Here is a 13,447-nt window from a genome sequence, read left to right on the forward strand (position 1 = left end):
CCGCACGGCACCGGCCCCCACCCTCACGGCGAAGCCGCCGCCGCGACGCACGGCGCCGCACCGCAGCACAACCTCGCCGAGATACTCGATCTCGACGCCGCGCTGTTCGCCTCCTACCTCACCACCGTCACCGGCCGGGTCGCATGCCTGGCGGGGAGCGACGTGACGCACATCGTCGACCTCGGCGCGGGCACCGGCACCGGCACCTTCGCGCTCCTCGAGCAGTTCCCCGCGGCCCGGGTGACGGCCGTCGACAGCTCGGCCGAGATGCTGGACCGGCTCACCGAGGCCGCCCGCGCTCGGGGCCTTGGCGACCGCGTCAGCGTGCTGGAGGCGGACGCCGGCGCAGGCCTGCCCGGCATCACGGACGCGGACCTCGTCTGGGCCTCGGCCTCCCTGCACCATCTGGACGACCCCGCCGCGGCCCTCGCCGGAATCCACACCGCGCTGCGTCCCGGCGGTCTGCTGGCCGTCGCCGAACTGGACGGCATGCCGCGCTTCCTGCCCGCCGACGCCGTACCGGACCGGCCAGGCCTGGAGACCCGCTGCCGCGATGCGCTGGACACACTCCACACCGAGCACGTGCCGCACCTGGGTGCCGACTGGGGCGCGCTGCTCACGGTGGCCGGCCTCACCGTCGAGCAGGAGCGCACCGAGCAGCTGGAGCTGCGCTCACCCCTGCCCGAAGGCGCGGGCCGCTACGCGCACCTCACCCTCGGCGGCATCCGCGGCACGCTCGACGGCCGGATCGACCCCGCGGACCTGGCCGCGCTGGACGCCCTCCTCGACGGCGGTCCCCAGGACGTGCGGCACCGTGACGACCTCGTGGTGCGCTCCACGCGTCAGCTCTGGGTGGCGCGCCGCCCCGGTCGGTAGGCGTACGTCAGTGCGCGATCGAGTCGATGAGCTCGCGCGCACCCTGGCGCAGCAGCGTCACCGCCACGGACGTGCCGAGCGTCGCCGGGTCGAGCCGTCCGGCCCACTCGTGGGCGTTCAGGACCGTCTTGCCGTCAGGGGTGAAGACGCGGGCGCGCAGCGACAGGTCGCCGCTCGGCTCGCAGCGGGCGTACCCGGCGATGGGGGAGTTGCAGTGCCCCTGCAGGACGTGCAGGAACATCCGCTCGGCGGTCGCCTCGCGCCACGCGTCGGGGTCGCCGAGGCCGGACACGACGTCGATGGTGTCCGTGTCCTCCTCGCGGCACTGGAGCGCCAGGATCCCGGCGCCGATCGGCGGGCACATCGTCTCCACCGAGAGGACCTCGGTCGCCACGTCCATGCGGTCGATGCGTTCGAGGCCGGACACGGCGAGCAGCAGCGCGTCCGCGTCGCCCGCGGCCAGCTTCTCCATCCGGCGCCCTGCGTTCCCGCGCATCGGTACGCACTCCAACTCCGGGTGCGAGGCCGCGAGTTGGGCGATGCGCCGCACCGACGACGTGCCGATGCGGGTGCCCGCGGGCAGCTCGTCCAGGGTGAGCCCGCCGGGGTGGATGAGGGCGTCACGGATGTCGTCCCGCTTGAGGAAAGCGGCGAAGGTGGTGCCCGCGGGCAGCGGCCGGTCAGCGGGCACGTCCTTGACGCAGTGCACCGCGAGGTCCGCCTCGCCGGAGAGCAGCGCCGCGTCGACCTCCTTGGTGAACGCGCCCTTGCCGCCGAGCTTCGCCAGGTCCCCCATCCAGCGGTCACCGGACGTCGTGACCGGTACGACCTCGGTGCGGATCCCCGGGTGCAGCGCGGCCAGTTCGGCGCGGACGCGCTCCACCTGGGCGAGCGCCATGGGCGAGGAACGGGAGACGATGCGGATCAGCTCAGGAGCGGACATGTACACCACGATAGGCCCTGCCAACACCCGCCGGGACAAGGGCTGGTCACCTCGACGCCGCTTCGAGCACGGGGGCGGCGGCGCCGGAGCCTCCGCCGGGCTCGGCATGCGCCGGGCCCGTCGGCCTCATAGCGTGAGGAGCGGTCTGCGCCCGGCGTCAGGCCCTCGTGCCGTCCGCGGCGTCAGTCACCTGGGAGGTCCCATGTCCGCCCCCGCCGGTCACCAGCGGTCCCCGATCGTCCTGGAACCGATGGCGCCCACCCATCTGGTCGACGTCCTCGCCCTCGGCCGGGAGTTGTACGACACCACGGTGAAGCCGTACACATCCTGGTCGCTCTCGGCCGTCGCCGGGCACATGGACGCCGACGCCTCCGCCTGCTGGGTGGCGCTCGACGGTGAGCGCCTCGCCGGGTTCGTCCTCGGCTCCATGGGCTTCGACCAGCGTGCGGACTGGGGGAACCTGGAGTGGATCGCCAGCGCCCCTGACTATCAGGGGCAGGGCGTCGCCAGCCACCTCGTACAGGCCTGCTGCGCGACGCTGACCGCCGCCGGTGCCACCGCCGTCGTGACCGATGTCGCCGCACGCAACACCGCGTCCGCCGCGCTCATGCGGCGCAACGGCTTCAAGGAGAGCGTGACGGTCACCCTCTTCGTACGTGACGTCGAATCCCCGCTCTGAGGGGCCCAGCCGTGCGGGACCTCACCCCGCGCAGTCCTTTCCCGGCTCCAACGGCGGTGCGCCGACCCCGAGATGGGACTTGCACCGCGGCGTGTTCCCCGGCTCCTCGTGCCAGGCGCCGGGGCTCGGGCGGATGAAGACCGCCGCTGCGGTCGCCGCGAGGACGAAGAGGCCCGCGCAGCCCACGGCCGCCTTGCCGAACGCGCTGTCGAGCGCGACCGGATCCGCGTACGCCGTCCCGGACAGGCCGACCGCGAGCGGCAGGGCGGCCACGACGAGCATCTGCGCGACCCGCGCCGCGGTGTTGTTGACGCCGCTGGCAAGGCCCGCGCGGCTCGCGTCCACCGAGGCGAGGACGGTCGCGGTGAGCGGGGCGACGAACATGCTCATCCCCAGGCCGAGGACGACGACCGCGGGCAGGACGGAGGTGACGTACGAGGCACCCGGTTCGATCCTCAGCATCAGCAGCGCCCCGGCGGCCGCGATGAGCGGGCCCGCGACCAGCGGCAGCGTGGGACCGACCCGCCGCGAGAGATCACCGGCGGCCGCCGAGAGCAGCAGCATGAGGACGGTGATGGGCAGCGTCGCCGTGCCCGCCTCCAGGGCGTCGTAGCCCAGCGTCGTCTGCAACTGCACCGGCAGCATGAACAAGAGCCCGCCGATGGCCGCGTACAGACAGAGCGTCATGACGTTCGCCGCGCTGAACAGGCGGGAGCGGAAGAGGGGGAGCGGCAGCATGGGGTCCTTTCGGCGGTGCTCGACCAGGACGAAGACGACGCCCGCCACGAGGCCGAGCAGGCCCGGCAGGACGGCCGCCGCCGAGGAGTCGCCCGACGCCCCGATCAGCGAGAAGCTGATGCCCGCGAGGAACAGCGCGGCCAGGCACGCCCCCGTCACGTCGAACGGCTTGTCCCCGGCGCCCTCGGCGCGGCTCTCGGGGACATGACGTGCCGCTACGAGCACGAGCGCGGCCAGCGGCACATTGATCAGGAAGATCCAGCGCCAGCCGGGACCGTCGATCAGCCAGCCGCCGAGGAACGGCCCGATCGCCCCCGCGACGCCGCCGAGCCCCGACCACGCGCCCACCGCGCGTGCCTGGTCCCGCGGGCGGAACGACGTACGCACCAGCGCCAGCGAGCCCGGCGTGAGCAGTGCTCCGCCGATGCCCTGGAGCGCGCGGGCCGCGATGAGCATCCCCGCGTTCTGAGCGATCCCGCACAGCGCCGATGCGAGGGCGAACCACACGATGCCGATGACCAGGGTGCGCCGCCGCCCGATGCGGTCGCCGAGCGCGCCGCCCAGGAGCAGCAGCGAGGAGAGGGTGAGCATGTAGGCGTTGACGACCCACTGCAGCGAGGCGATCGAGGTGTCGAGGTCGCGGCCGAGGGTGGGCAGGGCGACATTGACCACCGTGCCGTCGAGCATCGCCATGCCCGAGGCGAGTACGGCGCAGGCGAGGACCCAGCGGCCCCGCGGCGAGGCCAGTGCGACACCGCCGTCGGCGCTGTCCGTCGCCGAAGCCTCCGATGTGGACGCCATCGCCTCGCCCTCCTCCTACATGTGCACCGCGCCGCCGCTCGTCTCCGCTTGGACGGGAGCACCGCGGCGGTAGAGCACGACCGTAACGACGAGGCCGACGGCGAAGAAGAGAGCCGACCACCAGTACGCGGTCGAGTAGCTCTCCATCGCGGCTTGGGCCTGCACCTCAGGCGTCGGCTCCTTGCCCACCAGGTAGTTGGCCGCGGCGGTGGTGGCGAGCGAGTTGAGCAGGGCCGTTCCGATCGAACCGCCCACCTGCTGGCTGGTGTTGACCATCGCCGACGCGACACCCGCGTCGTGCGCGGCGACACCGGCGGTCGCCATGCTCATCGCAGGGGCGAAGATCAGGCCGAGGCCCAGACCGGCGACGAGCAGCGGCGGAAGGACGTGCGCGGCGTATCCGCTGCTCACGTCGAGGGCGGTGAACCAGGCCATCGCGGCCGCCGAGAGCCCCATGCCGAGCGGCACGATCGGTTTCGCGCCGAACCGTGGCACGAGCGAGTTGGTCGTGACGACCGAGACCACCACCATCACGGCGACCATCGGCAGGAACGCGAGGCCGGTCTTGACGGGTGTGTAGCCGAGGATCTGCTGGAGGTAGTACGTCAGGAACAGGAACACGCCGAACAGGCCGGCACCCGAGATGAACATCGCCAGGAACGACGCCCCGCGGTCCCGGTCGAGCACCACCCGCATCGGAAGCAGCGGATGCTCGGCCCGCGTCTGCCACCAGGCGAAGGCGGCCACGAGGACGGCGCCAACGACCAGGAACCCCCAGGTGTCGACGTCGCTCCAGGCGTGCGTCTCGGCGTTCGAGAAGCCGTAGACGATGCAGAACAGGCCCGTGGAGACGAGCAGCGTGCCGGGGACGTCGAGTTTCGGCCGGTCCGTGGGCCTGCCGCCGTGCAGCAGCCGGGCGCCGCCCAGCATCGCGACCGCCGCGAAGATCAGGTTCACGTAGAGGCACCAGCGCCAGTCCAGGTACTCGGTCAGCACGCCGCCGAGCAGCAGGCCGACGGCGCCGCCCGCGCCCGCGATGGCGCCGTAGATGCCGAACGCCTTCGCCCGCTCCTTGGGGTCCGTGAACGTCGTGGTGAGCAGGGACAGCGCGGCGGGTGCGAGCAGCGCGCCGAACACGCCTTGGAGGGCGCGGGCCACGACCAGCATGGTGAAGCTCGTCGCCGCGCCGCCGAGGGCCGATGCGAGGGCGAATCCGGCGAGTCCGGCGAGGAAGACGGCCTTGCGGCCCACCAGGTCGGCTATGCGACCGCCGAGCAGCAGCAGGCTGCCGAAGGCGAGTGCGTACGCGGTGACGATCCACTGGCGGTTGCCGTCGCTGAACCCGAGGTCCTGCTGGGCCGACGGGAGTGCGATGTTCACGATCGTCGCGTCGAGGATCACCATGAGCTGGGCGATCCCGATGACTCCCAGGATCAGCCAGCGGTGCTCGTGCCGGCCGCCGCTGATGTGCGGCGCGGAGCCGGGTGGTGATCCTGCCGACTGTGCGGTCTCGAAGGGTTCCGGCATGGGCGAGCGGTCCATCGGTGGCCTCCAGACGCCCCCGTCACACGAGACACCCCCGTCACACGGTAGGCGTGCTGGTGCGGGCCCGCGACCTGGGCCGATGGGCCCGGGAGCGGGGCCGACGGGTGCGGCGGCGGAGTCGGCCCCGCCGCCGCACGCGCCCTGTACCTCAGCCCTGCGGCTCGCTGATGTTGACCATCCAGGGGATGCCGAACCGGTCCGTACACATGCCGAACACGTCGCCCCACATCTGCTTCTCCATCGGCACGGCCACCGTGCCGCCGGCGGACAGCTTCTCCCAGTAGCCGCGCAGCTCGGATTCGTCGTCGCCGCTGAGGCTCACCGAGAAGTTGGTGCCCGGGTTGTGCTGCATGCCGGGCGGGGTGTCGGCGGCCATCAGGGTGAAGCCGTTGGGCGCCTCCAGCATGGCGTGCATGATCTGGTCGGCGTGCGGAGTGCCCTGCTGGCCGGACTCGCCGAAGGTGTTGAGCGCGAGCTCGCCGCCGAAGACCTCCTTGTAGAACTCCATCGCCTGGCGGGCATCGCCGTCGAAGCTGATGTACGGGTTGAGGCGCGAGGCCATGAAAACCTCCCAGAACGGGGTGAACGGTCAGTTGCGCGGAGCGTAGCGCGGCGCACTGACAACGGCCCGCCGGGAAGGACCGGGGACGGTTCCGGAGCGGATTGTCGCTTTCGGTCATTCAATCTTCATCAAATCCGGTCCGTCATTCAGCCGGGCCTCTTGTGTGCGGACTGTATGCGAAATACGTTCTGCGGTATTCCTTGATCGTCCGCGATCAGCCCGGAACCACCTGGCGGAGGTATCCACCCGTGCGCCGAAAAGCGGTTGCCCTTGCGGCAGTTGCCCTGGTGATGTCCCTGACGGCGGGCTACGGCTCCTTGCAGTCCTCGGCCACCGAGGTCGGTGGTGAGCGCATGACCGACGACCGTCCCGTGCGTGACGGCGGCACCCTCACCGTCGCCCTGCGCAAGGCTGCGACCCGTCCGTGCTGATCGCCGACGAGCCGACCACCGCGCTCGACGTCACGGTCCAGGCGGGCATCCTCGAAGTCCTGCAGTCCCTGCGGGAACGGCTCGGCACCGCGATCGTGCTGATCACCCACGACCTGGGCGTGGTGGCCGACACCGCCGACCGGGTTCTGGTCATGTACGAGGGACGCCCCGTCGAACAGGCCCCGGTGGACGAGCTGTTCGCCGAGCCGCGCCACCCGTACACCCGCGGACTGCTGGGCGCGGTCCTTCGCCCCGGCGGCGAGGGCAAGCGCCGCCTGCCCGAGATCCCCGGCCTGGTGCCGAGCCTCGACGCACAGCCCGACGCCTGCACCTTCGCCCCGCGCTGTGCGCACGCCGACGACCGGTGCACGACGGGTCGGCCCGCCTTCAAGCCGGTCTCCCTGCACGCCGGAGCCGATGCCGCGCACCGGGCGGCCTGCTGGCATCCGCAGGACGCCCCCGCGCTCACGCCCACCACCCAGGAGGCCGGCCAGTGATCCCCACCCAGACGCGCGAGAGGGACGCGGCTCCGGTACTCGAACTCACCGGCCTGGAGCGGCACTTCGCGGGAACCGGCGGTATCGTGCGCGCCGCCGACGGCGTCACGCTCACCGTCGGCAAGGGTGAAGTCGTGGGACTCGTAGGGGAGTCGGGGAGCGGCAAGTCGACGGTGGGCCGCTGCGCCGTACGCCTCGACGACCCCACCGGCGGCACCGTCCGCATCAACGGCCGGGACGTGACCCGCCTTTCGCGGCGCGCCCTGCGGCCCCTGCGCAAAGACTTCCACCTCGTCTTCCAGGACCCCTCCTCCTCGCTCGACCCGCGCATGACCGTCGGGCAGATCGTCGCCGAACCCCTGCGCCTGCACGGCATCGCCAGGGGAGACGCGGCACGCGCGCGTGTCGCCGAACTCCTCGCCCAGGTCGGCCTGCGCCCCGAGTACGCCGACCGGCATCCGCACGAACTCTCCGGCGGGCAGCGGCAACGTATCTCCATCGCCCGCGCGCTCTCCGTCGACCCGGACCTCCTGGTGGCCGATGAACCCACCTCCGCCCTCGACGTCTCCGTCCAGGCCTCCGTCCTCAACCTCCTCGCCGATCTTCAGCGGGACCGCGGCTTCGGGTGCCTGTTCATCACCCACGACCTGGCCGCCGTGGAGTTCCTCGCCGACCGCATCGCGGTCATGTATCTCGGCCAGATCGTCGAACAGGCCCCGACCGCCGAGCTGTTCGCCGCCCCCAAACACCCCTACACGCAGGCGCTGTTGTCGGCCGCGCCCGTCCCCGACCCGGCCCTCCAGCGCACCCGCGAGCGCATCGTCCTCAGCGGAGAACTGCCGAGCCCCCTCGCCCCGCCACCGGGCTGCCGCTTCCACACGCGCTGCCCGCTGGCCGTCGACCGCTGCCGCGTCGAGGTCCCCGAACTGCGCGAACTCCCGGGAGACGGCCGCCGCCAGGTCTCCTGCCACCTCGTCGCCGACGACGGCACGGCTCCGGACGCGGCTGCCGCCGCCCAGACCCTCCGTACGATCCCCAGTACCCGCACCGCACGCTAGGAGCAGCCCCCTTGTTCACCACCCGGCCGACCCTCCAAGGCACCTTCGGCATGGTGTCCTCCACCCACTGGCTCGCCTCCCAGTCCGCGATGGCCGTCCTGGAGGACGGCGGCAACGCCTACGACGCCGCGGTCGCCGCGGGCTTCGTCCTGCACGTCGTCGAGCCGCACCTCAACGGCCCGGCGGGCGAGGTGCCGATCATCCTGGCGCCCGCCGGGGGAGAGGTGCGGGTCCTGTGCGGGCAGGGCGTCGCGCCGGCCGGAGCGACCGTCGAGCACTACCGCTCGCTCGGCCTGGAGCTCGTACCGGGCACGGGACCCCTTGCCGCCGCCGTGCCGGGCGCCTTCGACGCGTGGATGGTGCTCCTGCGCGACCACGGCACCAAGTCCCTCGCCGAAGTCCTCAAGTACGCGATCGGGTACGCCGATGACGGGCACGCACCCGTGGAGCGCGTCGGCGAGACCGTCGAGACGGTGCGCGAGCTCTTCGAGACGGAATGGCCGTCGTCGGCCGAGGTCTATCTGCCGGACGGCCACGCCCCGCGCCCCGGTGAACTCCTGCGCAACCCCGCGCTCGCCGCGACCTGGCGCCGCCTGATCGAGGAGGCGGGCGACGGCTCGCGCACCGAGCAGATCGAGGCCGCGCGGAAGATCTGGAGCGAAGGGTTCATCGGCCAGGCGCTGATCCGCCAGGCGGCGCGCCCCACGCTGGACACCAGCGGATCCCGGCACACCGGAACGCTGACGGCCGCCGACCTCGCCGGTTGGGAGGCGACGTACGAGGCCCCGGCGACGTACGACTGGAACGGCTGGACGCTGTGCAAGGCGGGCGGCTGGAGCCAGGGCCCGGCCTTCCTCCAGCAGTTGGCCCTGCTTCCCTCCGACCTCGCGGACCTGCCCGCGTACGGCTCGGCCGATTACGTGCATCGGCTGATCGAGGGCTGCAAGCTCGCCATGGCGGACCGCGAGGCCTGGTACGGGGACGCGGACGGGGACGACACGGTCCCCGTCGCCGATCTGCTGTCCCCCGCCTACAACGAGGAGCGGCGCACGCTCATCGGCGACAAGGCATCGCACGAACTGCGCCCCGGAAGCCCCGGCGGACGCACCCCGAAGATCTCCGGCCACGCGCGCGCCGTGGCCGAGGGAGAGGAAGGCTTCGACGCGCTGGGCCTCTCCGGAGCGGGTGCCGGTGAGCCGACCGTCGCCTCGCCCGTGCCCGGCGAACCGGACGTCTCGGCGGACGGCTCCACCCGTGGCGACACCTGCCACCTGGACGTCGTCGACCGCTGGGGCAACATGGTCGCGGCCACGCCGAGCGGCGGCTGGCTGCAGTCCAACCCCGTGGTGCCGGAGCTGGGCTTCCCGCTCGGCACCCGCCTCCAGATGGCGTGGCTCGAGGAGGGGCTGCCCAACTCCCTCACGCCGGGCCGCCGTCCGCGCACCACCCTGACCCCGTCCCTCGCACTCAAGGACGGCGTACCGGTGATGGCTTTCGGCACCCCCGGTGGCGACCAGCAGGACCAGTGGCAGGTGCACTTCTTCCTGGCGGTCGCGTTGCGCGATTCGGTACGCGGCGGCCTCGACCTCCAGGGCGCCGTCGACGCCCCCAACTGGCACAACGACAGCTTCCCCGGCTCCTTCTACCCGCGTGGCATGCGCCCGGGAAGCGTCACGGTCGAGTCCCGTATGGGCGAGGCGGTCATCGAGGAGCTGCGGCGGCGCGGGCACGACGTGACGGTGGGCGAACCCTGGTCGGAGGGGCGGTTGTGCGCGGTGGCGCGGGATCCGCGGACCGGGGTGCTCCTGGCGGCGGCGAATCCGCGCGGGATGCAGGGGTATGCCGTGGGGCGGTGAAGAACCCGAAGAGCGCCCCGGAGGGGCGCGGGGAACTGCGCGAGGACGGACCACGATCCGCGGTCGGCAACGGCGCGTACCCGGCAGACACCGATCCGAGGATCCCTGCGGCTCGGCCGGATACGGGGCGTCGCGCGCCGCGTACCCGGCCGAAGGCGGGCGTCAGGACCGGCCGCTCGTACCCTGCCCGTCGAGCGACTCCTCGGTCGCCCGCTCGGGCTCTCGGGGCGACGGCAGGGCCACCGCGTTCGCGGCCTCTCGGCGGCGCGAGACGGCGCCGCTCACCCGCGCGGCCACCGGCTGCGCGAAGCGTGCGGTGAGCGGGCCGACGATCACGAGGATCAGGACGTACGCCGTGGCCAGCGGGCCGAGCGACGGCTCGATGCCCGCCGTGACGGCGAGCCCCGCGATGACGATGGAGAACTCGCCGCGCGCCACAAGGGCGCCGCCCGCCCGCCACCGTCCCTTGACGGAGATCTTGGCGCGGCGGGCCGCCCAGTACCCCGTGGCGATCTTCGTGCACGCCGTCACGACCGCGAGGGCGAGCGCGGGAAGCAGCACCGGAGGAATGCTCGCCGGATCGGTGTGCAGACCGAAGAAGACGAAGAACACGGCGGCGAACAGGTCCCGCAGCGGCGCGAGGAGAGTGTGCGCCCCCTCGGCGACCTCCCCAGAAAGCGCGATACCGACCAGGAACGCGCCCACGGCGGCCGAGACTTGGAGCTGCTGCGCGATCCCGGCGACCAGGATGGTCAGACCGAGGACGACCAGGAGCAGCTTCTCGGGGTCGTCGCTCGACACGAAGCGCGAGATCACCCGGCCGTAGCGCACGGCGAGGAACAGCACCAGACCGGCGGCGCCGAGTGCGATGGCGAGGGTGAGACTGCCGGCGGCCCAGCCGACACCGGCCAACAGGGCCGTGATGATGGGCAGATACACGGCCATCGCCAGGTCTTCGAGGACCAGGATGCTGAGGATGACGGGGGTCTCGCGGTTGCCGAGCCGGCCCAGGTCGCCGAGCACCTTCGCGATGACTCCGGATGAGGAGATCCAGGTGACGCCCGCCAGGACGACGGCGGCCACCGGCCCCCACCCCATGAGCAGCGCGGCGATCGCGCCCGGCACGGCATTGAGCCCCATGTCGACCAGACCGGCCGGGTACTGGGTCTTGAGATTGCTGACCAGGTCGCTCGCCGTGTACTCGAGCCCCAGCATCAGCAACAGCAGGATGACGCCGATCTCGGCGCCGATCGCCACGAACTCCTCGCTGGCGCCCAGCGGAAGCAGCCCGCCCTCGCCGAACGCGAGCCCGGCGAGCAGATAGAGAGGGATGGGGGAGAAGCGGAACCGTCCGGCGAATCTGCCGAGCAGCCCGAGCGCGAGGATGATCGCGCCGAACTCGATCAGGAAGACAGCGGAGTGCATCGAATCACTCCCGCCCGAGTATCGCGGCGGCGCTCTCCACACCCTCGCGGGTGCCGATCACGATGAGGGTGTCCCCGCCCGCGAGGCGGAAGTCCGGCGCGGGGGACGGGATCGCCTCGGCCCTGCGAAGGACCGCCACGATGGAGGCGCCGGTCTCGGTCCGCATCTGCGTCTCGCCGAGCACCCGCCCGTTCCAGTGCGAGGTGCCGGACACCTCGATGCGCTCGGCGACGAGACCGAGGTCGGTGGTGTGCAGCAGGTTCGGGCTGTGGTGCGAGGGCATCAGCGCGTCGATCAGCGCGGCCGCCTCGCCCGAACTCAGCCGCAGCGACAGCGCGCACGCGTCGGGGTCGTCGGCACGGTAGGCGCTGAGCGTGCGTGCGCCGTCCCGGTGCGCGACCACCGAGATCTGCCGCTGTTCTCGGGTGGTCAGGTCGTACCGGATGCCGATGCCTGGAAGCGGCGTCTGGCTCAGGCGTGATGCGGGCACAGCTCTCCCCTAAGGCCGTTGATGCGAATGGGCGTCAATAAAGCGTTAAGGTCACCCTATCGGCCTGATCTTTGCCTGAACTTGGTGGTAGACGCCCCGCTCCCCGACTAGAGGGGCTATGGCTGACGCTCGGCCAGCACCGTCTCGACCGAATCGGCGTCGGCGGGCGACTTGTCCTCGCGGTAGCGCACGACCCGGGCGAAGCGGAGTGTGACGCCGGCGGGGTAGCGGGTGGACTTCTGCAGCCCGTCGTAGGCGATCTCGACGACGAGTTCGGGGCGCACGGTCACGAGGAATCCGTCGTCGCTGACGGCGAGCTCGCGCAGCCGCTCCGTCTGCCAGGCCAGCATCGCGTCGGTCATGCCCTTGAAGGTCTTCCCGAGCATGGCGTACGTCCCGTCGGCGCGCCGGGCGCCCAGATGCAGGTTGGAGAGCTTGCCGGTCCGCCGCCCGTGCCCCCACTCGGCGGCCAGGACCACGAGGTCCAGGGTGTGCACGGGCTTGACCTTCAGCCAGCTCGCCCCGCGACGGCCGGCGCTGTAGGGCGCGTCGAGCGCCTTGAGCATGACGCCTTCATGGCCACGGCCCAGCGTGTCGGCGAAGAACTCCTCGGCGGCGCGGAGTTGGGCCTCGTCGGTGGGGTCGTCGACGACGCTGCGCCGCACGCGCATGGCCTCGGGAACGAGCCGCGCCAGACGGATGTGCCGCACGGTGAACGGCAGATCGAGCAGATCCTGCCCGTCGGTGTACAGGGCGTCGAAGAAGACGGGCGATACGGGGAGTTCGGCGGCGGCGGTGGTGACGTCGACGCGGGACCCGACGCGACCGGCGATCTCCTGGAAGGGGCGGGGCCTGCCGTCGCCGTCGAGCGCGATGACCTCACCGTCGAGAATGAAGGACTCATCCGCCAATTCCTTTGCGGCAGCGGTGAGTTCGGGAAGCCGGTCGGTGATGTCGTCGAGGGTGCGGGTGTAGACGCGGATATCGTCCCCGTCGCGGTGCACCTGGACACGGATGCCGTCCAGCTTCTCCTCGACGGCGCAGGGCACCCCCAGTTTGCCGACGCCTTCGGTGACGGATCCCGCGCCGTGCGCCAGCATCGGGAGCACGGGCCGGCCGACGCTGAGCCGGAACTCGTCCAGGGCGCTCGGCCCCCTGGCGAGGAGAGCCTCGGCGACAGGGGTCACCGCCCCGGCCAGCATCACCGCGCGACGCACGGCGGCCGGAGGCGCCTGTGTGGCTCGGGCGAGACCTTCCACGGCGATGGCGTCGAGCGCACCCTGCCGGACTTCACCGGTCAGCAGCCCGAAGAGAAACCGCTGCTCTTCGCCGGTGGCGGCCCCCATCAACTCCCTCACCAGCCGCTTGCGTTCGGCCTGGGACCCCTGGCCGGAGAGGGCGCCGATGGCGGTCAGCGTGTTGTCCGTGGCCCGGACGGTGAGGGTCGGCTCGGCGGCAGGCGGGGGCGGCTCCTTGAGGAGACTCCATCCGATGCCGAGCCTTCCCTGGGGGAGGCGGCCCGCGAGGTAGGGGATGACGATGGGGG

The 13,447-nt window shown here is 72.1% G+C and carries 13 protein-coding genes; 6 read left to right on the forward strand and 7 right to left on the reverse strand.

Annotated elements, in window-relative coordinates:
* Nucleotides 1–81 precede the first annotated feature (81 nt).
* Nucleotides 82–876, forward strand: a complete 795-nt coding sequence (locus E2651_RS33050) for a class I SAM-dependent methyltransferase (RefSeq protein WP_135334945.1) — start codon at nt 82–84, stop codon at nt 874–876.
* 7 nt (nt 877–883) lie between these two features.
* On the opposite strand, the gene hemC is transcribed toward E2651_RS33050, so the two are convergent.
* Entirely contained in the window at nt 884–1,819 is a 936-nt protein-coding gene (gene hemC, locus E2651_RS33055; protein WP_135334938.1) for a hydroxymethylbilane synthase, read from the reverse strand.
* Nucleotides 1,820–2,021: 202 nt separating this feature from the next.
* On the opposite strand from hemC, the gene E2651_RS33060 reads away from it, so the two are divergent.
* Nucleotides 2,022–2,498, forward strand: a complete 477-nt coding sequence (locus E2651_RS33060; RefSeq protein ID WP_135334939.1) for a GNAT family N-acetyltransferase — start codon at nt 2,022–2,024, stop codon at nt 2,496–2,498.
* Between the two features lie 21 nt (nt 2,499–2,519).
* Here E2651_RS33060 and E2651_RS33065 read toward each other — a convergent pair whose 3' ends face one another.
* The 3 genes from E2651_RS33065 to E2651_RS33075 form a co-directional block, all read right to left on the reverse strand.
* On the reverse strand, nt 2,520–4,037 hold the full coding sequence (locus tag E2651_RS33065; RefSeq protein WP_135334940.1) for an MFS transporter: 1,518 nt from the start codon (nt 4,035–4,037) through the stop codon (nt 2,520–2,522).
* 15 nt (nt 4,038–4,052) lie between these two features.
* Nucleotides 4,053–5,579 (reverse strand): MFS transporter, encoded by a 1,527-nt coding sequence (locus tag E2651_RS33070; protein WP_245239379.1) that lies wholly within the window; start codon nt 5,577–5,579, stop codon nt 4,053–4,055.
* Between the two features lie 151 nt (nt 5,580–5,730).
* On the reverse strand, nt 5,731–6,144 hold the full coding sequence (locus E2651_RS33075; RefSeq protein WP_135334941.1) for a VOC family protein: 414 nt from the start codon (nt 6,142–6,144) through the stop codon (nt 5,731–5,733).
* Nucleotides 6,145–6,392: 248 nt separating this feature from the next.
* Between E2651_RS33075 and E2651_RS33080 the strand changes: the two genes are divergently transcribed.
* The 4 genes from E2651_RS33080 to E2651_RS33095 are packed head-to-tail and all read left to right on the forward strand — an operon-like array spanning nt 6,393 to nt 9,986.
* Complete coding sequence (locus E2651_RS33080; protein ID WP_135334942.1) at nt 6,393–6,575, forward strand: hypothetical protein; 183 nt, start codon at nt 6,393–6,395, stop codon at nt 6,573–6,575.
* Nucleotides 6,569–7,072, forward strand: a complete 504-nt coding sequence (locus tag E2651_RS33085; protein WP_280922817.1) for an oligopeptide/dipeptide ABC transporter ATP-binding protein — start codon at nt 6,569–6,571, stop codon at nt 7,070–7,072. The genes E2651_RS33080 and E2651_RS33085 overlap by 7 nt, the downstream gene beginning before the upstream one ends.
* The gene (locus E2651_RS33090; RefSeq protein WP_135334947.1) at nt 7,072–8,130 is read left to right on the forward strand and encodes an oligopeptide/dipeptide ABC transporter ATP-binding protein; all 1,059 of its coding nucleotides are present in this window, start codon (nt 7,072–7,074) and stop codon (nt 8,128–8,130) included. The genes E2651_RS33085 and E2651_RS33090 overlap by 1 nt, the downstream gene beginning before the upstream one ends.
* Nucleotides 8,131–8,141: 11 nt before the next feature.
* The gene (locus tag E2651_RS33095) at nt 8,142–9,986 is read left to right on the forward strand and encodes a gamma-glutamyltransferase (RefSeq protein WP_167828963.1); all 1,845 of its coding nucleotides are present in this window, start codon (nt 8,142–8,144) and stop codon (nt 9,984–9,986) included.
* A gap of 162 nt (nt 9,987–10,148) precedes the next feature.
* Here E2651_RS33095 and E2651_RS33100 read toward each other — a convergent pair whose 3' ends face one another.
* From E2651_RS33100 to E2651_RS33110, 3 genes are all read right to left on the reverse strand, one after another.
* Nucleotides 10,149–11,411 carry a cation:proton antiporter gene (locus tag E2651_RS33100; protein WP_135334943.1) on the reverse strand — a complete coding sequence of 421 codons (1,263 nt, stop codon included), beginning with the start codon at nt 11,409–11,411 and terminating at the stop codon, nt 10,149–10,151.
* A 4-nt stretch (nt 11,412–11,415) separates the two neighbouring features.
* A complete protein-coding gene (locus tag E2651_RS33105; RefSeq protein ID WP_167828964.1) occupies nt 11,416–11,901 on the reverse strand; it encodes a cation:proton antiporter regulatory subunit in 486 nt (161 codons plus the stop codon).
* 116 nt (nt 11,902–12,017) lie between these two features.
* A partial coding sequence (locus E2651_RS33110; RefSeq protein ID WP_135334944.1) for an ATP-dependent DNA ligase occupies nt 12,018–13,447 on the reverse strand: 1,430 nt, incomplete at its 5' end.

Origin of the sequence: Streptomyces sp. MZ04, from assembly GCF_004684775.1 — a bacterium.
Lineage (GTDB): Bacteria > Actinomycetota > Actinomycetes > Streptomycetales > Streptomycetaceae > Streptomyces.